Source organism: Pseudomonas sp. RG1, assembly GCF_025910115.1.
Lineage (GTDB): Bacteria > Pseudomonadota > Gammaproteobacteria > Pseudomonadales > Pseudomonadaceae > Aquipseudomonas > Aquipseudomonas atacamensis.
Window position 1 is genome coordinate 85,922 of sequence record NZ_JAPCIK010000002.1, and the last position, 23,156, is coordinate 109,077.

At 60.3% G+C, this 23,156-nt stretch carries 20 protein-coding genes; 14 read left to right on the forward strand and 6 right to left on the reverse strand.

The features are described 5' to 3' along the window. The first annotated feature begins 90 nt into the window (after nucleotides 1-90). On the forward strand, nucleotides 91-1,161 hold the full coding sequence (locus tag OK411_RS02100) for a fatty acid desaturase (protein ID WP_264364337.1): 1,071 nt from the start codon (nucleotides 91-93) through the stop codon (nucleotides 1,159-1,161). A gap of 178 nt (nucleotides 1,162-1,339) precedes the next feature. Here the strand turns inward: OK411_RS02100 and OK411_RS02105 are convergent, their stop codons facing one another. The 3 genes from OK411_RS02105 to OK411_RS02115 are packed head-to-tail and all read right to left on the reverse strand — an operon-like array spanning nucleotide 1,340 to nucleotide 5,375. Continuing rightward, entirely contained in the window at nucleotides 1,340-2,950 is a 1,611-nt protein-coding gene (locus tag OK411_RS02105; protein WP_264364338.1) for an arylsulfatase, read from the reverse strand. Nucleotides 2,951-2,964: 14 nt separating this feature from the next. Beyond that, a complete protein-coding gene (locus OK411_RS02110) occupies nucleotides 2,965-3,780 on the reverse strand; it encodes an ABC transporter ATP-binding protein (protein WP_264364339.1) in 816 nt (271 codons plus the stop codon). Further along, a complete protein-coding gene (locus OK411_RS02115) occupies nucleotides 3,777-5,375 on the reverse strand; it encodes an ABC transporter permease (protein WP_264364340.1) in 1,599 nt (532 codons plus the stop codon). The genes OK411_RS02110 and OK411_RS02115 overlap by 4 nt, the downstream gene beginning before the upstream one ends. 395 nt (nucleotides 5,376-5,770) lie before the next feature. Between OK411_RS02115 and OK411_RS02120 the strand changes: the two genes are divergently transcribed. Further along, entirely contained in the window at nucleotides 5,771-6,784 is a 1,014-nt protein-coding gene (locus OK411_RS02120; protein ID WP_016772231.1) for an ABC transporter substrate-binding protein, read from the forward strand. Nucleotides 6,785-6,927: 143 nt separating this feature from the next. On the opposite strand, the gene OK411_RS02125 is transcribed toward OK411_RS02120, so the two are convergent. Next, on the reverse strand, nucleotides 6,928-7,848 hold the full coding sequence (locus OK411_RS02125) for a LysR family transcriptional regulator (RefSeq protein ID WP_264364341.1): 921 nt from the start codon (nucleotides 7,846-7,848) through the stop codon (nucleotides 6,928-6,930). Nucleotides 7,849-8,030: 182 nt separating this feature from the next. Here OK411_RS02125 and OK411_RS02130 point away from each other — a divergent pair, with 182 nt between their 5' ends. Continuing rightward, the gene (locus OK411_RS02130) at nucleotides 8,031-8,951 is read left to right on the forward strand and encodes a TauD/TfdA dioxygenase family protein (RefSeq protein WP_024011146.1); all 921 of its coding nucleotides are present in this window, start codon (nucleotides 8,031-8,033) and stop codon (nucleotides 8,949-8,951) included. 153 nt (nucleotides 8,952-9,104) lie between these two features. Here the strand turns inward: OK411_RS02130 and OK411_RS02135 are convergent, their stop codons facing one another. Both OK411_RS02135 and OK411_RS02140 read right to left on the reverse strand, forming a co-directional pair. Further along, complete coding sequence (locus OK411_RS02135) at nucleotides 9,105-10,721, reverse strand: alkaline phosphatase family protein (RefSeq protein WP_264364342.1); 1,617 nt, start codon at nucleotides 10,719-10,721, stop codon at nucleotides 9,105-9,107. A gap of 178 nt (nucleotides 10,722-10,899) precedes the next feature. Next, nucleotides 10,900-11,844: a LysR family transcriptional regulator gene (locus OK411_RS02140; RefSeq protein ID WP_264364343.1), complete on the reverse strand. Its 945-nt coding sequence runs from the start codon at nucleotides 11,842-11,844 to the stop codon at nucleotides 10,900-10,902. A gap of 165 nt (nucleotides 11,845-12,009) precedes the next feature. Here OK411_RS02140 and OK411_RS02145 point away from each other — a divergent pair, with 165 nt between their 5' ends. The 11 genes from OK411_RS02145 (at nucleotide 12,010) to OK411_RS02195 (ending at nucleotide 23,115) form a co-directional block, all read left to right on the forward strand. Further along, nucleotides 12,010-14,370, forward strand: coding sequence for a TonB-dependent receptor (locus tag OK411_RS02145; protein ID WP_264364344.1), 2,361 nt, complete (start codon nucleotides 12,010-12,012; stop codon nucleotides 14,368-14,370). 410 nt (nucleotides 14,371-14,780) lie between these two features. Beyond that, nucleotides 14,781-15,590, forward strand: coding sequence for an energy transducer TonB (locus OK411_RS02150; protein ID WP_264364345.1), 810 nt, complete (start codon nucleotides 14,781-14,783; stop codon nucleotides 15,588-15,590). 45 nt (nucleotides 15,591-15,635) lie between these two features. Further along, entirely contained in the window at nucleotides 15,636-16,361 is a 726-nt protein-coding gene (locus OK411_RS02155; protein ID WP_041477454.1) for a MotA/TolQ/ExbB proton channel family protein, read from the forward strand. Between the two features lies 1 nt (nucleotide 16,362). After that, nucleotides 16,363-16,764, forward strand: a complete 402-nt coding sequence (locus tag OK411_RS02160) for an ExbD/TolR family protein (protein WP_264364346.1) — start codon at nucleotides 16,363-16,365, stop codon at nucleotides 16,762-16,764. A 202-nt stretch (nucleotides 16,765-16,966) separates the two neighbouring features. Further along, nucleotides 16,967-17,548, forward strand: a complete 582-nt coding sequence (locus OK411_RS02165; protein ID WP_007918704.1) for an alpha/beta hydrolase — start codon at nucleotides 16,967-16,969, stop codon at nucleotides 17,546-17,548. Nucleotides 17,549-17,599: 51 nt separating this feature from the next. Beyond that, entirely contained in the window at nucleotides 17,600-18,532 is a 933-nt protein-coding gene (locus OK411_RS02170; RefSeq protein WP_016772223.1) for a sigma 54-interacting transcriptional regulator, read from the forward strand. 167 nt (nucleotides 18,533-18,699) lie between these two features. Continuing rightward, nucleotides 18,700-19,497: a MetQ/NlpA family ABC transporter substrate-binding protein gene (locus OK411_RS02175; protein ID WP_264364347.1), complete on the forward strand. Its 798-nt coding sequence runs from the start codon at nucleotides 18,700-18,702 to the stop codon at nucleotides 19,495-19,497. A gap of 664 nt (nucleotides 19,498-20,161) precedes the next feature. Then, a complete protein-coding gene (locus tag OK411_RS02180) occupies nucleotides 20,162-20,827 on the forward strand; it encodes an amino acid ABC transporter permease (protein ID WP_264364348.1) in 666 nt (221 codons plus the stop codon). Next, on the forward strand, nucleotides 20,808-21,467 hold the full coding sequence (locus OK411_RS02185) for an amino acid ABC transporter permease (RefSeq protein ID WP_264364349.1): 660 nt from the start codon (nucleotides 20,808-20,810) through the stop codon (nucleotides 21,465-21,467). Before OK411_RS02180 ends, OK411_RS02185 begins: the two co-directional genes overlap by 20 nt. Beyond that, complete coding sequence (locus tag OK411_RS02190; RefSeq protein WP_264364350.1) at nucleotides 21,464-22,246, forward strand: amino acid ABC transporter ATP-binding protein; 783 nt, start codon at nucleotides 21,464-21,466, stop codon at nucleotides 22,244-22,246. Before OK411_RS02185 ends, OK411_RS02190 begins: the two co-directional genes overlap by 4 nt. Then, nucleotides 22,243-23,115: a transporter substrate-binding domain-containing protein gene (locus OK411_RS02195; RefSeq protein ID WP_122611158.1), complete on the forward strand. Its 873-nt coding sequence runs from the start codon at nucleotides 22,243-22,245 to the stop codon at nucleotides 23,113-23,115. Before OK411_RS02190 ends, OK411_RS02195 begins: the two co-directional genes overlap by 4 nt. Nucleotides 23,116-23,156 lie beyond the last annotated feature (41 nt).

Genomic DNA, 23,156 nt, shown 5'->3' on the forward strand with positions numbered 1-23,156 from the left:
GCGTCCGGTCAACAGGTTGGCGTTCTTGGCTAGCGCGGATCGAACCCCGGCAAGGCACGATGCATTCATCTTAGACCCGAGGATGGAAGCATGGACGGTACTTCTGCAAGCCCTGAACGACTGAATGCGGCGCAGCGCTCGGCACATATTCGCCAAGTGGTGCTGACCAAAGGTGCGCAATTGCGTGAGCGCTACCCGATTCTTCAGCATCAGGATGCCCTCGGTGCGGGGATTCTGGCGTTCGCGCTGGCCGGAATGATCGGCTCGGCGGCGCTGTACATCACTGGCCATATGGCCTGGTGGGTGTGCCTGCTGTTCAATGCTTTTTTCGCCTCGCTGACCCATGAGCTGGAACACGACCTGATCCACAGCATGTACTTCCGCAAACAACGCGTGCCGCACAACCTGATGATGGGCCTGGTCTGGCTGGCGCGGCCGAGCACGATCAATCCGTGGATCCGTCGTCATCTGCACCTCAACCATCACAAGGTGTCCGGCACTGAAGCCGACATGGAAGAGCGCGCAATCACCAACGGCGAGCCGTGGGGTTTTGCCCGTCTGCTGATGGTTGGCGACAACCTGATGTCGGCGTTTATCCGTCTGCTCCGCGCCAAGACCTGGGCACACAAGTGGAGCATCGGCAAACGCGTGCTCAAGGTCTACGCACCGCTGGCGCTGCTGCATTGGGGCGCGTGGTACGTGTTTCTCGGCTTTCACGGGGCCAATGGCATCGCCTATTTGCTGGGCTCGCCAATCGAGTGGTCAGCCACCACACTTTCGGTGATGCAAGTGATCGATATTGCCGCCGTGGTGATCATCGGCCCGAATGTGTTGCGCACTTTTTGCCTGCACTTCATCAGCTCGAACATGCATTACTACGGCGACGTCGAACCGGGCAATGTGCTGCAGCAATGCCAGGTGCTGAACCCTTGGTGGCTGTGGCCGTTGCAAGCGTTCTGCTTCAACTTCGGCAGCAGTCACGGGATTCATCATTTCGTGGTCAAGGAGCCGTTTTACATTCGTCAGATGACCGTGCCGGTGGCGCACAAGGTGATGCGCGAGATGGGTGTGCGGTTCAATGATTTCGGCACGTTTGGCCGGGCGAACCGGTTTGTGCGCGGAGATGAGGAAGTGGTGTCCGGGGAGGCGGTGGAGGCCTGACAGATGCCCCTCACCCTAACCCTCTCCCAGGGGAGAGGGGACTGATCTAGCTGTTTATGCTGGATACATCGACCTGAAATTTCGAGCCGACCTCAAGTTGGAAAAGCATGAAGATCTGCTCCCTTTCCCCCTCTCCCTCAGGGAGAGGGCTGGGGTGAGGGGGGCTTTTGATCTTGGTTCAATCCGGCTGAAACGGCGAAGCACTGAGGATCACTCCGGTCTCTTCCACATACCGCTGCCAATGCCCGATCAAGTCAGTGAGTTTCTGCGGCTGACTCAACGCCAGATCATGAATCTCCCCTGGATCGCTCGCCAGATCATAAAGCTGCCAGGTCGCCGGCCCGACCGGTCCGGGAATCCACACGGCTTTCCACGACCCTTGGCGAATCGCCCGGCGTCCGAACAATTCCCAACCGGTGACCGTATGCTCGTCATGCACCTGCGCGGTCTCGCCGGACAGGAAGCCCAGCCACGACTTGCCGCGCAGTGGCGCCACCGCTTTGCCTTTCCACAGTTTGCCCGGATGCCGCACGCCAGCCAGATCGAGAATGGTCGGGGTGATGTCCATCACCGTGCCGAAACCATGGCTGATCTGCCCTTTGAGCGGCAGTTGCGGATAGTGCAGCAGCGCCGGCACGCGGATCCCGCCCTCGGTGGTGAAAGCCTTGAACAAGCGTGACGGCGCGGTTGCCACTTGCGCCCAGTTCGGCCCGTACCAGACGTAGGAATTGGCCCGGCCGATGTTGTCTAGGCTGTTGTCGTAATGCTGGTTGAGGTAGGTCATCAGCTCCGGGCCGAACTTGGGGAACGCTTCCAGCAGCGCGCCTTCGGCACCGTTGTCGGACATGAACAGGATGAAGGTGTTGTCGAGCTGGCCTTGCTGGCGCAGGTAATCGACGACCCGGCCGATGTTCCAGTCCATGCGCTCGACCATCGCCGCGTAGACCTCCATGGCTCGTGCGGAAATCTGCTTTTGTTCATCGCTCAACGCGTCCCACTGCGCGCTGAGCTGAATCAGCGGGTGCGGTTCGACGTCTGCCTCGATCAGACCCAGTGCCTTGAGTTTTTCCAGGCGTTCGAGGCGCAGCACTTGCGGGCCGGCGTCATAACGGCCACGGTATTTCTCGACGATCTCGGCCGGTGCCTGCAGCGGCCAGTGGGGCGCGGAGAAGGGCAGGTAAGCGAAGAACGGCCGGGTCTGATCGCGTTCCCTGAGGTACTGCAGCAGCTTGTCGCCGAAGGCATCGGAGGAATAGAAATCCTTCGGCAACTCGTCAACAAACTGATCGTCCTCGATGTACAGCGCCGGGGTGGATTTCAGCAGGCCCGGCGTTTGCTCATCGTAGGTCGGCTCGAAACCATAGTGGTTGGCAGCGCCCGGCAACAGTGAAAACGAGCGCTCGAAACCGCGCGCATGGGGCGCCAGTTCAGCCTTCAGACCCAAGTGCCATTTGCCGCTCATCAAGGTTTGATAGCCGGCCTCGCGCAGCAGCTCGGGCAGGGCGACGACGCGGTCATTCAGGTAGCCTTCGTAGCCAGGTTTGCCGATCAGTTCCGGGGTCAACGCTTCGGCCATGGTGCCAATACCGGCGATGTGGTGATCGGTGCCGGTCAGCAGCATCGAGCGCGTCGGCGAGCAGGTCGGTGCGGTGTGGAAATCGGTCAGGCGCAGGCCGTTCTCGGCCAGCGCATCGAGGTTCGGCGTAGCGATTTCGCCGCCGAACGCACCGATGTCGGAAAAGCCCAGGTCGTCGGCCAGAATCACTAGAAAGTTGGGACGTTGCGGCATCGCGAAACTCCTGTTCAGCAGGCAATGAACGTCAGCGGCAGATCGCGGATCTGCACCGGTGCGCTCGGTTGGTAATGGTCATCACTGGTCAACTCGTGCAGCAGTTCTTCGCGCAGCTGATGAAAGTCGTAACTGCTGCGTTGGCGCGGGTGCGGCAGGGCGATGTCGACCACTTGCTTGATCCGCCCCGGACGCGGCTCCATCACCACCACGCGGTCGGCCAGAAAAATCGCTTCCTCGACATCGTGGGTCACCAGAATCGTGGTGATCTGTGCCCGTTCGCGGATTGCCAGCAGTTCGTCCTGCATTTGCTGGCGGGTCAGTGCGTCGAGGGCGCCGAAGGGTTCGTCGAGCAACAGGATTCGCGGGCTGGCGACGAGACCGCGAGCAATCGCCACGCGCTGCGCCATGCCGCCGGAGAGTTGATGCGGATAGGCCGCGGTGAAATCGCTGAGGCCGACCAGCTCGATGAAATCCTTGATGCGTTGTTGTTTCTGCGCTCCGCTCAGCGGTTCATTGACCAGACCCAGGCCGATGTTGTCGGCGACCGTCAGCCACGGAAACAGACGATGTTCCTGAAAGACGATACCGCGCTCGCCGCCGATGCCGCTGACGGCCTTGCCATCGACACTGATCTGTCCGCGAAACTCGGTGTCGAGGCCGACCAGCAAACGCAGCAAAGTGGATTTGCCGCAGCCGCTGGAGCCGACGATGGCGACGAATTCGCCCTCGGCGATGTCGAGATTGAATTCGCGAATCGCCTCCAGTTCGAAACCGTTGACGGCGAAGGATTTGCCTACGTGGTTGAAGCTTACAATCGGTGCGTTCATGCGTGTCTCCAGCGGGTCGCGCGAATTTCCAGGCGTTGGCCGATCAGGTTGAGCAGGGCGCCGGTGAGGCCGACCAGCAGCATGCCGGCCATGATCAGATCCATTCGCAGCAGCTGCTGCGCGCCGATCATCTGGCTGCCGATGCCGCCATTGGACGGCATGAAATATTCAGCGCCGATGGTGCCGAGCCAGGCGTAGATCAGGCTCAATCGCAGCCCGGCGAAAATCCCCGGCGCAGCGCCGGGCAGGACCAGTCGACGCAGGCGCTGGCCGAGGCTCAGGCGCAGCACTTGCGCGGCTTCGTTGAGTTGCGGCGACAGATTGGCGATGCTGCGCTGGGTGGCGATGAACAGCGGGAAGAAGGCGGCGAGAGCGACGAACACCCACTTGGCCAGTTCGCCGAGACCGAACCACGCGGTGAGCAGTGGCACCCAGGCGAAAATCGCGATCTGCCGCAGTGCGGCGAGTGTCGGGCCGAGCAGGCGTTCGCTGAGACGTGACAGGCCGAGGAGCAAGCCCAGGGCGAAACCGAGGCCGCCACCGACCAGCAAGCCGCCCAGGGTGCGGCTCAGGCTCAGCGCCATGCCGTTGACCAGCGTACCGTCGAGCAGTCCGCCCCATGTCGTGCTCAGCACAGCCGCAGGGCTGATCAGAATATTCGCGTCGACCCAGTGCTGATCATTGGCGTGTTGCCAGAGCGCCAACAAGCCCAGCGGCAACAGCCACGGTTGCAGGCGTTGCCAGCCCTGATAGCGCGGGCCGCGTGTGATGTGCGCGGTGGCCGGGTGCGGCCAGTGCACCAGTCTGCGGTCGAGCAGGCCGATGCCGCGATCCATCGCCACGCCGATCAGACCGATGACCACGATGCACACGAACACGATGTCGAGCATGAACAACTGCCGCGCCCAGACCATCAGATAGCCGATGCCTTCGCTGGAGGCCAGCAGCTCGACCGCCAGCAACGAGGTCCAGCCGGCAGCGAGTGCCAGGCGCACGCCGGCCATGAACGCCGGCAGCGCAGCGGGAAGCACCAAGCGCCAAATCAGCAAGCGCGGCGGCAGGCGCAACACGGAGGCGGCTTCGCGCAGTTTCGGTTGTGCATCGCGCACACCAACCAGTGTGTGCAAGGTCACCGGCACCACAATGGCCTTGATCAGCACCACCAGTTTCAGCAGTTCGCCGATGCCGAAAAACACCATGAACAGCGGAATCCACGCCAGCGTCGGCACCTGCGCCAATCCGGCGAATGTCGGAAAAACCAGGCGCTCCAGACGTCGACTGAAGCCCAGTGCGGCGCCAAGCACCGCGCCGGTCGAAACGCCGGCCAACAAGCCCCAGAACAACCGTTGCAGGCTGATCCACAAATGACTCCACAACTCGCCTTGGGCCAGTTCCACAGCGCTGCTCCACACCAGCGATGGCGCCGGCAGGATCTGCTCGCTCATCCACTGATTGCGCGCGGCCAGCCACCACAGGACGAATAGGCTGACGGGCAACAGCCAAGGCAGCAGGCGTTGATTCAGGCGGGGCCAGGTGCGACGGCTTTTCAGCGGCGGCGCGGCCAGCGGCAGGCTGAGCAGAGATTGACGGGCCATGGGTGACCTCCGTTGTCGGGTTGCATGGCGAACCGCTTTTCATGTGGCAGCGAGCCTGCTCGCGAATGGCTGTTTCAGGCAGCACTGATGTCGGCTGGCATTGCCTCTTCGCGAGCAGGCTCGCTCCCACACTGGGTTTCGTCATATATGAAACTGATCTAACAAACTTGCGTTAGATGCTATCGGGAGATAAGCGAATCCATTTAAGGCTTGCCTGCTTGCGCGCATCCAATGCATTCGAAGAATATTTTCGATGCTGTTAATGCATATCGCGCTGCAAGCCGCACACGCCCTCACTTAGGTCATATGGATATAAAAATGTGCATTTATAGTATTTAAGTGAAGGTATGCACCCAGCCTACTTTCGGCTCCTCAGCGATCAAGGAGCCGCACCCATGAACCTTCCCTTCAAACGAATCATCAGCCTGCTGGCCGCCCCGGCGCTTGCAGGCTTTCTTGCGCTTGGCGCCCAAGCCGAAGAACTCAAGGAAATCCGCATCGCCGTGCCCGACCTCAGCGCCGGCACTCAACACAGCGGCGGCGGCATCGTCGATGTGCTGCGCGATCAGCAGATCTTCGAAAAGGCCTTCGCCGAGCAGGGCATCAAGATCCAGTGGAGTTTCTTCAAGGGCGCCGGGCCGGTGATCAATGAGGCGTTTGCCAATGGCCAGGTTGATCTGGCCTATCTCGGCGATCTCGCCGCGATCATCGGCAAATCCAATGGTCTGGACACGCGCCTGCTCAGCGCCACGGCGCGTGGGGTCAAGCAATACCTCGGCGTGGTGCCCGGCTCGGGGATCAAGACCCTGCAGGATCTCAAGGGCAAACGCGTGGCGATCTTTCGCGGGACGGCGACGCAGCTGTCGTTCGATGCGGCGCTCGCCAGTCAGGGCCTGAGCGAGAAGGATCTGAAGGTCATCAATCTGGATTTCAACGCGGCGGTTTCGGCACTCGCGGCCAAGCAGATCGATGCCTCGTGGGGCAGCTCCGCGCTGAGTGCCTTGCAAGCCAAAGGCCTGGCGGAATTGCCGCTCAACACCAAGGACCTTGGCGGCGCTGGCAGCGTGCAGGCGGTGTTGCTGGGTAATGGCAAGTTTGTCGACGCCCATCCAGAGGTCATTGCGAAACTGCTCAAGGCGCAGCAGCAAGCGGTCGAGTGGCTGACGCAGGACAGCAACAAGGACGCCTATGTGCAGCTGGTATCAGGGCTGGCCAGTTATCCGCCGGTGATTCTGGCTCAGGATCTGAAGGATCAGAATCTCAGCGAGATTTTCCCGTCGACACTGGATCCGGTGTTCTTGAGCGGCCTGCAAGACAAGGTCGACCTGGCGGCGCAGCAGAAGCTGATTCGCAAGCCGTTCAAGGTCAGCGATTGGGTGGCGCCAGAGCTTTCTGCAGCCAGGCTTTAGATCTCCAGCGTCTTTCCAGATCGTTCCCACGCTCCGCGTGGGAATGCAGCCGAGAACGCTCCGCGTCCTTTGTGACGCAGAGCGTCACGGGTTTCATTCCCACGCAGAACGTGGGAACGATCGGCGTGTGCCACGAAGGTTTTTCAGACGGCGACGCTGACGTCCTGCCGATCCACCGCGACCAACGTCTCGATCATTGCCCTCGCCGCCGGCGACAACCGGAATCCGGTGCGGCTGACGATGCCGCAGCGGGCGTTCATGCTTTCGAGGTTCTGCGGCAGGTTGCGCCAGTGCAACAGCACCAGCGAACCCTTGGCGACATCCTCAATAAACGCCTCCTCCGTGCCGACGCCGATTGCATTGGATTGCAGCACCACTTTGACCAGTGCCGGAAAGTGCTCGGTCTCGATGGTCGGTGAGAAATCGATGCGCCCGCTGAGATTCGCCAGCAACTTGCGAATGCCCGGCGGGATCAGTGTGGCGGCCAGCGGGTAGTCGAACATGTCGTTGGTCGACAGGCTTTCCTTGGCCAGCAACGGATGCCCCGGCCGGCAGAAAAACACGCCGCGCTTGGGCGTCAGCGCCTGGGTCTGGAAGTTCGGATCGGACTCGAAATGGCGAATGTCGGCGATGAAGAATTCGATCTCTTCACGGCTCAACGCACGGCTGAGTTTTTCCCAGTTATCGACCTGGAAACAGGTGCGCACTTTCGGGTGCGCGTTGATGAATTGCGCCACCGCATCCGGCACCAGTTTCACCGCTGGCGCCGGGCCACAGCCGAAGTGCACCTCGCCGGCGTCGAGCTTGGTCATTTGCGTCACTTCAGCGCTGAGCAACGCTGCGCCCTGCACCAGGCTCAAGGCATGTTGCAGCACCACCTGGCCCTCGGGCGTCGGACGCAGATCCTTGTTGCCGCGATCGACCAGCACGCAACCGAACTCCTGCTCCAGCCCCTGAATGCTGCGGCTGAACGCCGGTTGAGTGATGCCCATGGCGTCGGCCGCACGGACAAAACTGCGGTGTTCGTTGAGGGCGATGAAGTAGCGCAACTGGCGAAGATCCATATGCTTTTCCGGCATCCTAAAAATAGCTCGAAGGCATTTGCGACGAGGGTTGCTTGAGGTTTTAAATGCAAGCTCTTATTCCGTCAACGAAGCATGTGAATATCTGTTAGATATAAATGGAATATAGATAGAGCGTTGTTTCGCTGCCGCCAAAACCGCAAACCGTCGATGAGGGTCTTCCCATGAGCAATGCTGCACTCGCCGTAAAACCCGTTTCTCACGCGCTGGAAATTCACCCGGTAGCCGGTCGTATCGGTGCCGAAATCCGCGGCGTGCATCTGTCCGGTGAGCTGGACGCCGCCACTGTCGAAGCCATCCAGCAAGCCTTGGTCGAATACAAAGTGCTGTTCTTCCGCGAGCAGACGCAACTCGACGATCAGCGTCAGGAAGCCTTCGCCCATCTGCTTGGCGAACCGGTGGCACACCCGACCGTGCCATCGCGCGAAGGCACCCGTTACCTGCTCGAGCTGGACGGCGCCGAAGGTCAGCGCGCCAACTCCTGGCACACCGACGTGACTTTCGTCGACGCTTACCCGAAAGCCTCGATCCTGCGCTCGGTGGTCGCCCCGGCCTTCGGCGGCGATACGCTGTGGGCCAACACCGCAACGGCATACAGCGGCTTGCCGAGCGAGCTGCGTGAGCTGGCCGACAAACTGACCGCTGTGCACAGCAACGAGTACGACTACGCCGGTGCGAAGCCGGACGTCTCGGCAGAGAAGCTGGAGCGCTATCGCAAAGTCTTCACCTCGACTGTCTACGAAACCGAGCACCCGGTGGTGCGCGTGCACCCGATCAGCGGCGAGAAGAGCTTGCTGCTGGGGCATTTCGTCAAACGCATCAAAGGTTATTCACAGGCAGATTCGGCACACCTGTTCGGTTTGCTGCAGAGCCATGTGATCCGCCAGGAAAACACCGTGCGCTGGCGCTGGCAGGCTGGAGATGTGGCGATCTGGGACAACCGCTCGACGCAGCATTACGCGATTGATGATTACGGCACCCAGGATCGCGTGGTGCGCCGGGTGACGCTCAAGGGCGAGGTGCCAGTGGGGGTGAGTGGGCAGCGAAGTCAGACCATCAAAGGTCCGGATATCGTCGGCGTCTGATTGGCCTCTTCGCGAGCAGGCTCGCTCCCACATTGATCGTTCCCACGCTCTGCGTGGGAATGCCTCAACGGACGCTCTGCGTCCGGTTTTGGGACGCGGAGCGTCCCGGGCTGCGTTCCCACGCGGAGCGTGGGAACGATCATTTGATCACAGCTACCACACACCAATCTGAACAACCTTCTCGGTTTCCGGCTCACCATAACGAAACCGGTGCCCGCGCAAATCGATCTCCGGATGGCTGATCGTCGTCCGCCGCTTCAATCCACGCATCCACTCAAACAGATACCCCGCATGCTCCTCGCGCACCGCCGCGTACGCCGGGTCCTCACCCAGATCATTCAGCTCCTGCGGATCATTCAACAGATCAAACAACTGCGGTCTAAACCCGTCGTACGCCAGGTATTTCCAGCGCTCGCTGCGGACCATGGTCATGCGGCACCGGTCGATCGGCTGGCCGAGTCGCTCGCGTGCCGGGGCCTGAAAGGCGTAGTCGTATTCGCTGATTGCATAGCGGCGCCAATCGGGATTTTCCCCGTGCAGCAGCGGGATCAAGGAACGCCCTTCCAGCCGGTGTTCCGCGCCCGCTAATCCCAACGCTTGAAGAAACGTCGGCAGCGCATCGATGGTTTCCGCCAGCCGCTCATCGACAGTGCCGCGAGTGACATCCGCCGCCGCCCGAGGGTCGCGCACGATCAACGGCACGCCCACCGCCTGCTCGAGCAAAAACTCCTTCTCACCGAGCCAATGATCGCCAAGGAAATCGCCGTGATCGCTGGTGAACACGATCAACGTGTCATCCCAACGCCCGTTGCTCTGCAGAAAATCGAACAGCCGCCCCAACTGATCATCCACTTGCTTGATCAGGCCCATGTAGGTCGGGATTACATTCAATCGTACTGAATCGCGGGAGAAGTTGAGGCTTTCCTCATGCTGGCGAAAGGCAGTGTATACGGGGTGTTTGCTGGCTGCGGAGGGCGTCGCGCGGACCGCTTCGAGAATCGATTTCGTACTGTACAAGGCGTGGTACGGCACCGGTACGATGTAGGGCCAATGCGGTTTGATGTACGAGAGGTGTAAACACCAGGATTTCTCGCCTTGCTCGGTGATGAAGTCGATGGCGCGATTTGTAGTGTAGACAGTCTCTGAGTGTTGCTCGGGAATTCGTGCTGGCAAATTCGCATGACGCATTTTCCAGCCGCTGAGGATTTCACCGTTCTCGCCTTCGGCGGCATTCGCCCAGTCGTGCCAGGGATTCTTGCCATCGAAGCCCTGCGCGCGCAGGTATTGGGTATAGGGCGCGGATTCGCGCTTGTCGTCGAATGACGGATCGTCGGGGTAGATACCGTCGTGGCGCAGGTACGGTTCGAAGCCGACCTCATTGAGCAACTCGGCTTGCGCGCTGTCCGGGTTGATTGCTAGGCGCTGCAAGGCGTCGACATTGGCCGTCGCATGGGTCTTGCCGACCAGCGCGGTGCGGATGCCGTGAGGTCGCAGGTAATCGCCGATCGTCAATTCATCCAGCGGCAACGGCACCGCGTTCCAGGCCACTTGATGGCTGCTGACGTAGCGCCCGGTGTAGGCCGACATCCTTGAAGGACCGCAAATCGTGCCTTGGGTATAGGCGCGGCTGAAACGCACCCCTTGAGCGGCGAGGCGATCGATATTCGGTGTATGCAGATGCGGGTGGCCGTAGCAGGACAGGTAATCGCGGCGCAGTTGATCGCACATGATGTACAGCACGTTGCGCACGGGGTTGGGAGGAGTGGGCATGGAGTTCACCAGTCAGTTGGACAGGTGAGGGTTTTCGCTGTCGGTGAGGGTTTTCGGCAAGTGCATTTGGGGAATGGTTTTTATGCAGCGATTGCATCAGCCTCTTCGCGAGCAGGCTCGCTCCCACATTTGAAATACGTATTCCTGTGGGAGCGAGCCTGCTCGCGAAGGGGCCAGCTCAGACAGCAAAATTCTCCAGCGAACACACTTCCTCATCCTCCGCATCAACCACTTTGATCTGCTCAATCATCGCTTCGGCCAGTGGCGACAACCGATACCCGGCGCGGCTGACGATGCCGTAGCGGGTGTACAGCTCCTCCAGGTCATCCGCCAGGCCTTCGATCTTCAAACAGACCAGCTCACCCTTGGCCAGATGCAGCGCATCGGAATACGCGCCGACAATTCCGATCGCCTCCGAGCGCAACACCACACTCAATAGACTCGAGCCGTTTTCGCATTCCACATTCGGGGTGAAATCCGGACGACCGCTGAGGTCGACGATGACCTTGCGCAGGTTCGGCGGGCGGATGCTGACCGCCAGTGGATAACTCAGCAATTGCTCGGCAGTGATGCGTTCGAACGCCGTCAGTGGATGCCCGGCGCGGCAGCAGAAATGCCATTTGCGCGCTCGCAGGCGGTGGGTCTGGTAATCCGGGTCGGCCTCGAATTGCCGGGTATCGGCGACGAAGAATTCGAACTCTTCGCTGAGCAGGCGTTTGCTCAGGCTCTGCCAGTCATCGACCAGAAACTGTACGCGCGCCTTCGGGTAGCGGCCGATGAATGCGCCGATCGCGCGCGGGATCAATCCGGCGGCTGGCGCCGGCCCGCAACCAAAGCGCAATTCCCCGGCCTCGAGGCCATTGAACTGGCTGATCTCATTGGCCATCTGCTGCGCACCGCTGACCAGTCGCCGCGCATGTTCGAGCAGCACATGGCCCTGTTTGGTCGGCGGCAATTCCTTGCGCCCACGGTCGACCAACTGGCAGCCGACGCTGTGTTCCAGTGCTTGGATGCTGCGGCTGAATGCCGACTGCGACAGGTTCACCGCCTGCGCGCCAGCGACAAAGCTGCGTTGCTCAACCAGAGCGATGAAGTGACGCAATTGGCGCAAGTCGATATGCATTTTTCACATAAAAAATATCCGGGAAATGCATTGGATATGCATTAGGTCGACTCCTTATAAAGGCAATCTCTTATGCAGTAAATATTTGTAAATCCATAAATAAATAACTGAAAAGAATATGCAGCAGTGAATATGTCTGTGTGTTTTTTGACCAGGAGCCGCGCCATGAGTCCGTTGAATCTCGCGTTACCCCCATCTCCCCGACGGCTCAAACGCCTGCCTTTGGCGCTGTTGCTGGCAGGCAGCGCCAGCTGGACTCACGGCTATGCCGCCGAAGCCGAAACCCCTCCGCCCGTCCCCGCAGGCACAGCGGCGGCCAACGGTTCGCAGCTGGAAACCGTGACCGTCACCACCCGCCGCCGCGAAGAAAGTTCGCAAGACGTGCCGACGCCAATGAGCGTGGTCAGTGGGCAGAATCTGGAGACGCAACGGGTTTACCGGATTCAGGACTTGCAGCAACTGGTGCCCAGCGTCAACGTCGCTTACATGCATGCGCGCCAGTCCAGCGTGTCGATCCGTGGCCTGGGTAACAACCCGGCCAGTGATGGCCTGGAAGGCAGCGTTGGCCTGTACATCGACAACGTTTATCTGGGCCGTCCGGGGATGGCGGTGTTCGACCTGATGGACATCGAGCAGCTCGAAGTCTTGCGCGGTCCGCAAGGCACGCTGTTCGGCAAGAACACCACCGCCGGGGTTATCAACATCAGCACCCGCGCGCCCAGTTTCACGCCTGAACGCAGCATCGAAACCTCGGTCGGCGAGGATGGGTACTTCCAGACCAAGGGTACGATTTCCGGACCGCTCAACGACCAGCTGGCCGGGCGCTTCTCGGCGTATCGCACGCGCAGTGACGGCGACATCAAGAACGAATACGACGGCCACGACCTCAACGGCGGCTCCCGCGAGGGCTTCCGCGCGCAGCTGTTGTTCAAGCCCAATGAAGATTTCAATCTGCGCTGGATCGGCGATTACAACGAAGAAGATTCCAGCGCCGGCACTCGCGTGTTGTACAACACAGGGCCGACCATCAACGGCGTCAACCTGTATGAATCGCGGGCCAGTGCAGCCGGGGCAACGCTGGTCAACGGCCGGCATCGCAAGGTCAATCTCGATAACGACCAGCACGTCACCGTGCATCAGGGCGGCACGTCGGTGGAAGCCAACTGGACGTTGCCGAGCGACTTCACCCTGACGTCGGTCAGCTCTTATCGTTTCTGGAATTTCACCCCGCGCAACGACGATGGCCTCAACGTGCCGGCCAGTTACAACGCCGGCGTGTCGGTGGAAGACAAACAGTATTCGCAGGAATTTCGCCTGGCCTCGCCCAAGGGTGAGTTCTTCGATTATGTGGTTGGCGCCTACTATTTCGGCTCGGATCTGGACAACAAATCCTTCTCCTATTACGGCCCGCAGGCCGACATCTGGAATGGCACCCCGGCGGGCAGCCTGGCCAATGTCACCAGCATCGGCAACGGCCATATCCAGACCGACAGTTTCGCCCTCTTTGCCCAAGGCACCTGGCACCTGAGCGAACGCCTGGATTTCACTGCCGGGGTGCGTGGCACCTATGAAGAGAAAAACGCCTCGGTCGGCCGCAACGCGCCGGTCGGCGGTGTAGCTGTGGCCGGCGCGGCAGCCAATGCGCGTCGGGGGCGTGCCGGCGTCTACGATTCCGGTGACTTGAATCAGTACAGCTCCAGCCCCTCGGGACTGCTCAACCTGAGCTATCGCATCACCGATGACGTGCTCGGTTACGCCACGCTGTCCCACGGCGAGAAATCCGGCGGGGTCAACCTCGCGGTCGGCTCCGCACCTACCGCTGGCGCCGACTCGTTACTGATCGGCACCGAGCGCGCCAACAACGCCGAACTCGGCTTCAAAAGCACCCTGTGGGATCGCCGCCTGCAACTCAACGCCAACGTATTCTGGACCCAGGTCAACGCCTACCAGACCAACGCCTATGACGCCGCCAACCGCGTGCAATACCTGACCAACGCAGGCTCGGTGCGCTCGCGTGGCATCGAGTTCGAAAGCACCTGGGTGCCGCTGCGTGGCCTGACCCTGAATTTCAACGGCTCGTACAACGACGTCAGCTACCTCTCGTACAAGGATGCACCGTGCCCGCCGGAAGTCAGCCAGGCCCCGGGTGCACCGGCCTCCTGCGATCTCAGCGGCCATCAAGTCGTCGGCGCGTCGAAATGGATCGGCAACGCCAATGGCGAATACAAATGGAATCTGGATAACGGCTTCGAACCCTACGTCACCGGCAGCTACGCGTTCCGCTCCAAAGCGGTGGGCACGGTCGAGGATTCCGATTACGGGCAGATCCCCAGTTACGCGGTGGTCAACTTTTCTACTGGCCTGCGCGGTGATTTCAATCAGGGCCAGTGGGATGTCTCGCTGTGGCTGAAAAACGCCTTCGACAAAACCTACTACACGACTCTGTGGACCGGCGGCAACGGCGGCTATGAAGGCCTGCTCGGCACGCCACGGACCCTGGGTGTTACAGGACGCTACGACTTCTGATCGGGCTATCAAGGCGCTGACCTGGAGATGGCCGTTCAACCAGTCCTCAGCGGCGCCGGCAAGCAGACGCAGCTGATCGACAGCGACGACGGCAATGGCGCATGACGTCGGCAATCAGCGAACCAAAAACAGCCTTTCAAGGCGTTAACGGATGCCGTAGCCGAATACTTTTCATGCCGTAAAAGCATGGCGTTTATGGCAGATCGCTGCAGCCCTTGTGGTGCGCGGCTTCGGTGAAAACGGGCGATTTGCATATTCCTTGAAGGCCTATGCATAACGTCAAAGATTACTTTCGGTGATAAGCGTGCAAGCCCAATGATTACCCCCATCGACTACGCCGTGGGGGGTTCAAGAATGGCGGGTCGATCGCTTTGGCTCGTAGAACGAAAGAGACCGCAGGGAGTTGAACAATGGGCAATGTCCAAACCGCCGCCAGCGCAGGGGAATTGCTGTGGCGGCACACGCCGAGTGGCGAACTGGTCGATCTTGGCCGGCCGCACCGTGTGCCGTTGGGACAGTTGCGTTTGCAACGTGCGCCCAAGGGCATTTTGAGTCGGCGCGAAACCCTTCTGCTCGGTGTCCTCGCGCTGGTGGTGCATGGCGCGGTGATTTACTGGGTCAGCCAGAAACCGACGCCGGTGCTGCCGGTGGTGCCGCCGGAAATTCCGCCGATGACCATCGAGTTTTCACGCCCGGCTCCGCCCGCGCCGCCGGTTGATGCGCCGCCACCACCGGTGCCCGTGGTCGAGCCGCCACCGCCAGTGGAGGACGAGTTGGCGGTGAAACCGCCGCCGCCCAAGCCGATCGCCAAACCCAAACCGGTGGTGAAACTGCCGCCCAAACCCGCGCCGAAGCCGGTAGAGCAGCCGCCAGCGCCAACGAAACCGGCAGCCCCGGTCGCAGCGCCAGCGCCCCCCGCGCCACCGGCACCTGCGCCCGTTACCCCGGCTTCAGCCAATGCGGCATACCTGAAAAACCCGGCGCCGGAATATCCGTCGCTGGCCCAGCGTCGCGGTTGGGAGGGCACGGTGTTGTTACGGGTGCATGTGTTGGCCAGCGGCAAACCGGGCGAGATTCAGATTGCCAAAAGCAGTGGCCGCCAGCAGCTCGACGACGCCGCGCTCAACGCTGTGAAGCGCTGGAGCTTCGTCCCGGCCAAGCAGGGTGATGTCGCCCAGGACGGCTGGGTCAGCGTGCCCATCGATTTCAAGATTCATTAAACCGAAACCAAATTCGCGCGAAATGTTTACACGAGGGAACACATCATGACGTTACTGGCATCTCCACTGGAATCCATCGAAAGCGCGGTGATCTGGCTGCTGGTGGTTTTTTCCGTCGCCACTTGGGGCCTGGCGTTGCTCAAGGCTGTGCAGTTCGGTCGTTTGAAAGCGCAGGATCGGCGCTTTCATAAACGTTTCTGGGCGGCGTCGAGCCTGGATGCCGCGGCAGAGTTGAGCGAAACCCAGCCCGGCGCCGCAGCGCGAGTGGCGCAGGCCGGTTATGCGGCGATCCAGGTGGGCGAGGCGCCGCAGGCAAATGACCTGAGCCAGGCGATCAACCATCAGGATCGCCTCGAACGCGCCTTGCGCCAGCAGATCGTGCGCGAGCGCCGTTCGCTGGAAACCGGTCTGGCGGTGGTCGCGAGTATTGGCAGCACCTCGCCGTTCATTGGTTTGTTCGGCACGGTGTGGGGAATCATGGAAGCGTTGAAAGGCATCAGCGCCGCTGGTTCGGCAAGCCTGGAAACCGTGGCCGGCCCGATCGGTGCGGCACTGGTCGCGACTGGCGTGGGGATCGCCGTCGCGGTGCCGGCGGTGCTGGTTTACAACTACTTTCTGCGCCGTCTGAAATTGACCGCAGCGGATCTCGATGACTTCGCCCACGACTTCTACAGCCTGGCGCAGAAGAGCGCGTTCCGCGTGCTGATCCACCCGACCGCACACAAGGTGGCAACGTCGGGCAACGCGGCAAAAGTGAAGGAGGCGTCCTGATATGGCCTTCTCCACGCAAGACACGGATGAGGTGCTCAGCGAAATCAACGTGACGCCGCTGGTAGACGTGATGCTGGTGCTGCTGGTGGTGTTTATCGTCACCGCGCCGCTGCTGACCACCGCGATCCCGATCAACCTGCCGAAGACCGAAGCGGTGGCACCGGTCGAGCAGAAGGATCCGCTGGTGGTGAGCATCGACGGCGCCGGCAAGCTGTTTATCAACAAGGACCAGATTCAGCCCGACTTGCTGGAATTCAACCTCAAGTCGGCCAAGGCCAAGGACCCGGAAGTGCGCGTGCAATTGCAGGCCGATGACGGGGTGAACTACGGCGAAGTGGCGCGAGCCATGGCTTCGATCGAACGGGCGGGGATTACCAAGTTGTCGGTGATTACTGCGCGGTGACAGATACAACGTTTTTCCGGGGCCGTCTCCTTGGCAGGGTGCGGCCCTTTTTTTATCCCGCGTTATTGCCACAACACACTCACCCTGTGGGAACGCCTCATATGCATTATGGGTATTAATAAATAGCTTCTTATTCCTTAACGAATATAACTCCCATCCCTATACTCGACCCGGAACAGACACGCCGCAGGAGAGCTTCCCCATGCGCAACGAATCAATCCGCTACCTGATTGTGCCGGGCTGGCAAGGATCGCCAGAAGATCATTGGCAAAGCCACTGGCAGAACAGCCTGCCGAACAGCGCGCGGGTCGAGCAGGCCGATTGGCTGACGCCGCGCCGTGAGGACTGGGTCGCCGCGCTGGCCGAAGCGATTGCCGCCGACAGCACGCCGGTCATTCTCATCGCTCACAGCCTCGGTTGCATCACCGTTGCTCACTGGGCGGCGACAGCGCCGTTGCAGTACCTGCGTCAGGTGCGCGGGGCGTTGCTGGTCGCGCCGGCCGATGTCGAGCGTCCTGCCTGCGCGCCAGCGCTGCGCAACTTCGCACCGATTCCGACGGACCTGTTGCCATTCCCCAGTCAGGTCGTCAGCTCCGACAACGACGCCGCCGTCAGTGCGCCGCGCGCATTGGAACTGGCGCGCAACTGGGGCGCGGAGGCGGGGATTCTCGCCGGGGCCGGGCACATCAACGTCAAGTCCGGGCATCAGCGTTGGGAGCAGGGGTTTGCCTATCTCTATCGCCTGCAAAACCGTCTGGAACATCACGCCCGCCGTCGCGCCTGACCTTACTATTCAACGCCCCCGTCGGCTGGCGGTTTTGGGCGGGAGCCTGCCATGAGTCTCGAAACCTTCGGTCAGCCCTTGTTGACCTTTCCCGATGCAGAAAAAAGCCCCCTGAGCATTCGCGCCAAGGCGTTGGTGTTCGTCGACCCACGCTCGCGGCAATTGCGCGAGGAGTTGGAGCAGTTGGCTCCACGTGCGATTTCAGTGTTGATTCGCGGTGAGACTGGCACCGGTAAAGAGCTGCTCGCCCGGCATATCCACCGCGCCAGTGATCGCAGCGGTCTGTTCGTTTCGGTGAACTGCGGCGCGATCAGCCCGACCTACGCCGACGCCGAACTGTTCGGCTACGCCGCCGGCAGCTACAGCGGTTCGGCCAGCAGCCGCGCCGGCTGGTTCGGTTCTGCCAACGGCGGCACCTTGTACCTGGATGAGATCGGCGATCTGCCGCTGCCGATCCAGATCAAGTTGCTCGCGGCATTGGAAAACCACGAAGTCACCCGCGTCGGTGCGCATCAGCCGAGCCCTGTGGATGTGCGCCTGGTCGCGGCGACCAGCATCGATCTGGCCCAGGCCGTGGACGCCGGGAAATTCCACGAGCGGCTCTATCACTACCTCAGCGAGGGTCATCTGGAGCTGCCGGCGTTGCGCGCGCGCACCGGCGACATTCTCTCGCTGGCCGAGTATTTCCTTGGCATCTACAGCCAGCGTCTCGACTTGCCCGTGCCGCTGATCAGCGAAGCCGCGCAACATGTGCTCGAACAACACAGCTGGCCGGGCAACACTCGCGAACTGGAAAACGTCATCCACTTTGCCCTGCTGGTCAGCACCGGCGACGAAATCCTGCCGGAACATCTGAACCTGCCTGACGCGTCTGCGCCGCAGGTTCAGATCGAACGTCTGGTCAGGCAGACCCATATAGGTGGGAGCAGTGCAGAGCGTAAGGCCTTGAAAGACTGGCTGATTCGCTTGAGCGAGGCGGTGTGAGCATTTTCTTCAACATGAACAAAATGGAATATGAAGCTGAATAAACGTTATTGTCCGGGAATAAAAAATCCGGGTATTGTCCGCCTCACGCCAGCGATATCACTTCACTGGCACACGTATTAAATGCCGTCGTCGATGACGACCGTGATTTTCGATAAGGACACTGCATGAAAAAGGTTCTGTTGTTTACCGCATTGGCGGCTGCTCTGACGGCTTCTTTCGTCAACGCCGGCGAGAAACTGGTGGTTGCCGCAACGCCGGTGCCCCACGCTGAAATCCTTGAGCTGATCAAACCGACCCTGGCCAAAGAGGGCGTGGATCTGGAGATCAAGGTTTTCACCGACTATGTGCAACCGAACGTACAGGTCGGCGAGAAGCGTCTGGACGCCAACTACTTCCAGACCCTGCCGTACCTGAACAGCTTCAACCAAGGCAAATACAAGGACGAAAAATCCAAGTACCTGGTGACCGTGCAGGGCGTCCACGTTGAACCGTTCGGTGGCTACTCGAGCAAGTACAAGACCCTGGCTGAACTGCCGGACGGCGCAACCATCGCCATCCCCAACGAAGGCAGCAACAGCGGCCGCGCCCTGATCCTGCTGCAGAAGGCCGGCCTGATCGAACTGAAAGATCCGAAAAACGCTCTGGCAACGCCGAAAGACATCGCCAAGAACCCGCATAACTTCAAGTTCAAGGAACTGGAATCGGCCCTGCTGCCGCGCGTTCTGAAGGAAGTTGATCTGGACATGATCAACACCAACTACGCGCTGGAAGCCAAGCTGAACCCGCAGAAAGATGCGCTGGTGATCGAAGGCGCTGACTCGCCATACGTGAACTTCCTGGTTGCCCGTGAGGACAACAAGAACAGCGACGCGATCCAGAAACTGGCCAAGGCCCTGACCAGCCCGGAAGTCAAAGCCTTCATCGAGAAGAAGTACAGCGGCGCGGTGTTGCCGGCGTTCTGATCTGACTTGAGTGAATCTGCTTCAGATGCAAAAACGCCGATGGCCTTGATGGTCATCGGCGTTTTTGTGTGTGCGTTAAAAAGCCCCTCACCCTAACCCTCTCCCAGAGGGAGAGGGAACCGATACGGGGATATTCGAGAGATACGCCGACCTGAACGTATCGCTCTGAATCCAGCATCGCTGAAGCCCAGCCAAGCCATAATCGCCAAGATCTTCCAGGTCGATGTACAACGCGAGACACCTCGGTCGGCCCCCTCTCCCTCCGGGAGAGGGCTGGGGTGAGGGGCTTTTGATTTACGCTGTGGTCTTCAACGCCCGTCTCAACGCCACCAGCAATTTCACAATGTCCTGCGGATCCAGCCGCTGCGGCACTTTTACGTCCATGTTGTTCTTCCTTGTGGTGAATGGGCCGGAGAGTCTGGCCAAAAGCTGTGGTTCCTTGGAGGTCTTTCGTGGAAAAAAGATCCGTCCTACAGCGCAAAGAAAAATAGCCGTCTTATTCCTTCCCGGCAAATCCACAGGATAGTTTTTTGGGTGATATCAATATGCTTTAAAGGTATTTAAATTATGGTTTTTATACCTATAAAGTCAGTGCCTGCCGGACGGCCATCCGCCGTCCATGGATTGCATCATCGCCGCTTACCAAGCAGCGTCAGGACGCTTCATGACTTTCGACTACGCCTTTATCCTCAGCACTCTGCCGGCTTTTCTCCAAGCCGTCGGCGTGACTCTGCAGGTCGGTTTGATTGCGATCGCCACTTCGCTGCTGGTGGCGCTGCTCAACGCGACGATTCTGGTGTTTCGCACGCCATACCTGCAAAAACTGGTCGGCCTCTACGTAGAGCTGGCGCGCAACACGCCGTTGCTGATTCAGCTGTTCTTCGTCTACTTCGCGTTGCCGGCGGTGGGGATCCAGGTTTCCGGTTTCACTGCGGCAATCATCACCATGACCTTCCTTGGTGGCGCCTATCTCACCGAAGTGCTGCGCGCCGGCATCGATGCGGTGCCCCAGGCGCAACTGGAATCCGGGCGGTCGATTGGCCTGTCCCACGGCCAGTTGCTGCGCTATGTGATCCTGCCGCAGGCGGGCATCCTCAGCTTGCCGTCGCTGTTCGCCAATTTCATCTTCCTGCTCAAGGAAACCACCGTGGTTTCGGCCGTGGCGGTGCCGGAAATCCTCTACACCACCAAGAGCTATATCGCGCTCTACTACAAAACCTACGAAATGCTCGCCGTGCTGACGCTGATCTGCGTGCTGCTGTTCTTGCCGCTGTCGCTGTTGCTCAGCCGACTGGAAAGGAGGCTCCAGCATGGCCAGTTCGGGTCTTGAGTTGCTGTGGATATCGTTGCCGCAACTGGCAAAAGGCGCCGGGCAAACCCTGTCGATCTCGTTTCTGAGCATCGCCATCAGTACGATCGGCGGTGTGCTCTACGGTGTTCTGCGCACTTTGAACGTAACGTGGTTGAACGCGATTCTGCGCATCTATCTGGAGCTGTTCCGGGCAATTCCGGTGCTGGTCTGGTTGTATCTGCTGTTCTTCGGTCTGCCGATTTTCTTCGGTCTGAGCCTGCCGAGCTTCTGGTGCGCGGTGCTGGTGCTGTCGCTGTGGGGCGCCAGCGAAGTTGGCGAGGTAGCGCGCGGTGCGCTGCATTCGTTGCCGCGCGGACAGCGTGAAGCAGGGCTGTCGATCGGCCTCAATGCAGCTCAACTCTATGGCTACGTGCTGCTGCCGCAAGCGTTCAAGCGCATGACGCCGCCGACCATCAATGTCTATACGCGGATCATCAAGACCAGTTCCCTGGCGGTGCTGATTGGCGTGGTGGATGTGATCAAGGTCGGCCAGCAGATCATCGAGCGCACCTACGAATCGGTACTGATCTACGGCGCATTATTCCTGTTTTTCTTTTTCATCTGCTACCCGCTCTCGGCCGCTTCGCGCGTGCTGGAGCGGCGCTGGACGCAAGCATGAGCGCACTGATCGAGTTTCACGGGTTCAACAAATTCTATGGCGCGCAGCAGGTGCTCGATGGCATCGACCTGCAAGTGCAGAGCGGCGAAGTGCTCGTCATTCTTGGTCCCAGCGGTTGCGGCAAAAGTACTTTGCTGCGTTGCCTCAATGGTCTGGAAGAGGCCCACAGCGGCAGCCTGAAATTCCTCGACCGAGAGCTGTTGGACAAGGCCACTGACTGGCGCGAAATTCGCCAGCAGATCGGCATGGTGTTCCAGAGTTATCACCTGTTCCCGCACATGAGCGTGCTCGACAATCTGCTGCTCGGCCCGCTCAAGGTTCAGAAGCGCCAGCGCCGCGAAGCGCAACAGCAGGCTGAAGCCCTGCTTGAGCGTGTTGGCCTGCTGGACAAGCGCGATGCTTTCCCGCGTCAGCTCTCCGGCGGCCAGCAGCAACGCATCGCCATTGTTCGCTCGCTGTGCATGAATCCACGGGTCATGCTCTTCGACGAAGTCACCGCCGCCCTCGACCCGGAAATGGTCAAGGAAGTGCTGCAAGTCATTCAGGGTCTGGCTCGCGAAGGCATGACCCTGCTGATCGTCACTCACGAAATGGCCTTCGCCCGCGCGGTGGCCGACCGCATCGTGTTCATGGATGCCGGGCGCATCCTCGAACAATCCCCACCCGAGATTTTCTTTACGAACCCGCAAACCGCACGCGCGCAGCAGTTTCTGGAGAAGTTCTCCTTCGTTGCCACATCGCCAGAATCGAATCCGAAAAAGGAACTGGAACTGCTATGAAAACTGCCGCTTTGTTACTGCCCCTGCTCAGCCTCGCCTTGCTTGCCGGTTGCGGTAAGACCGAAGAGCCACCAAAGCCGAAAGTCGCCAGCGAAAGCCCCGCGCCCTCGGGTTATCTGGACAAGATCAAGGCCCGCGACAAATTGATCGTTGGTGTATTTACCGACAAGCCCCCGTTCGGTTTCGTCGATGAGGCCGGGCGCTACGTCGGCTTCGACACCGACATTGGCCGGCGCTTCGCCAAGGATCTGCTCGGCGACGAAAACAAGGTCGAGTTCGTCGCCGTCGAGCCGGCCAGTCGCATTCCATTTTTGCAGAGCGACAAGGTCGACCTGATCCTCGCCAACATGACCGTCACCCCGGAACGCAAGGAAGCGGTGGAATTCACCAACCCGAACCTCAAGGTGGCCGTGCAGGCGCTGGTGCCGCAGGGCAGTTCAGTGAAAAAACTGGATGATCTGGCGACGCGCACCACGATTGTCACCACCGGCACCACCGCGGATATCTGGCTGACCAAAAACCACCCGGACTGGAAACTGCTCAAGTTCGAGAAAAACTCCGAGTCGCTGCAAGCCTTGGCCAATGGTCGTGGCGATGCTTACGCGCAGGACAATCTGGTGCTGTTCAGCTGGGCCAAGCAGAACCCGGGCTATCGCGTGCTTGAGGAAAAGCTCGGAGCCGAGGCGCCGATTGCGCCAGCAGTGAAAAAGGGCAATCTCGAGTTGCGTGACTGGGTCAACAGCGAGCTGGCCAAACTGGGCGAGGAGAAATACCTGCTCAAGCTGTATGACCAATATGTGCGCAAAGAACTGAGCGATGACACCCGGCCTGAGAGCGTGATTGTTGAAGGGGGCAAGTGGCAGGGGTGATTGCCTGTTGATCGTTCCCACGCTCTGCGTGGGAATGCCTC

Coding starts and splice junctions, on each gene's coding strand:
- OK411_RS02185 (WP_264364349.1), top strand. CDS start 20,808: ATGGCCAGTTCGGGTCTTGAGTTGCTGTGGATATCGTTGCCGCAACTG.
- OK411_RS02145 (WP_264364344.1), top strand. CDS start 12,010: ATGAGTCCGTTGAATCTCGCGTTACCCCCATCTCCCCGACGGCTCAAA.
- OK411_RS02135 (WP_264364342.1), bottom strand. CDS start 10,721: ATGCCCACTCCTCCCAACCCCGTGCGCAACGTGCTGTACATCATGTGC.
- OK411_RS02190 (WP_264364350.1), top strand. CDS start 21,464: ATGAGCGCACTGATCGAGTTTCACGGGTTCAACAAATTCTATGGCGCG.
- OK411_RS02175 (WP_264364347.1), top strand. CDS start 18,700: ATGAAAAAGGTTCTGTTGTTTACCGCATTGGCGGCTGCTCTGACGGCT.
- OK411_RS02140 (WP_264364343.1), bottom strand. CDS start 11,844: ATGCATATCGACTTGCGCCAATTGCGTCACTTCATCGCTCTGGTTGAG.
- OK411_RS02180 (WP_264364348.1), top strand. CDS start 20,162: ATGACTTTCGACTACGCCTTTATCCTCAGCACTCTGCCGGCTTTTCTC.
- OK411_RS02130 (WP_024011146.1), top strand. CDS start 8,031: ATGAGCAATGCTGCACTCGCCGTAAAACCCGTTTCTCACGCGCTGGAA.
- OK411_RS02165 (WP_007918704.1), top strand. CDS start 16,967: ATGCGCAACGAATCAATCCGCTACCTGATTGTGCCGGGCTGGCAAGGA.
- OK411_RS02170 (WP_016772223.1), top strand. CDS start 17,600: ATGAGTCTCGAAACCTTCGGTCAGCCCTTGTTGACCTTTCCCGATGCA.
- OK411_RS02125 (WP_264364341.1), bottom strand. CDS start 7,848: ATGGATCTTCGCCAGTTGCGCTACTTCATCGCCCTCAACGAACACCGC.
- OK411_RS02155 (WP_041477454.1), top strand. CDS start 15,636: ATGACGTTACTGGCATCTCCACTGGAATCCATCGAAAGCGCGGTGATC.
- OK411_RS02115 (WP_264364340.1), bottom strand. CDS start 5,375: ATGGCCCGTCAATCTCTGCTCAGCCTGCCGCTGGCCGCGCCGCCGCTG.
- OK411_RS02150 (WP_264364345.1), top strand. CDS start 14,781: ATGGGCAATGTCCAAACCGCCGCCAGCGCAGGGGAATTGCTGTGGCGG.
- OK411_RS02110 (WP_264364339.1), bottom strand. CDS start 3,780: ATGAACGCACCGATTGTAAGCTTCAACCACGTAGGCAAATCCTTCGCC.
- OK411_RS02120 (WP_016772231.1), top strand. CDS start 5,771: ATGAACCTTCCCTTCAAACGAATCATCAGCCTGCTGGCCGCCCCGGCG.
- OK411_RS02195 (WP_122611158.1), top strand. CDS start 22,243: ATGAAAACTGCCGCTTTGTTACTGCCCCTGCTCAGCCTCGCCTTGCTT.
- OK411_RS02100 (WP_264364337.1), top strand. CDS start 91: ATGGACGGTACTTCTGCAAGCCCTGAACGACTGAATGCGGCGCAGCGC.
- OK411_RS02160 (WP_264364346.1), top strand. CDS start 16,363: ATGGCCTTCTCCACGCAAGACACGGATGAGGTGCTCAGCGAAATCAAC.
- OK411_RS02105 (WP_264364338.1), bottom strand. CDS start 2,950: ATGCCGCAACGTCCCAACTTTCTAGTGATTCTGGCCGACGACCTGGGC.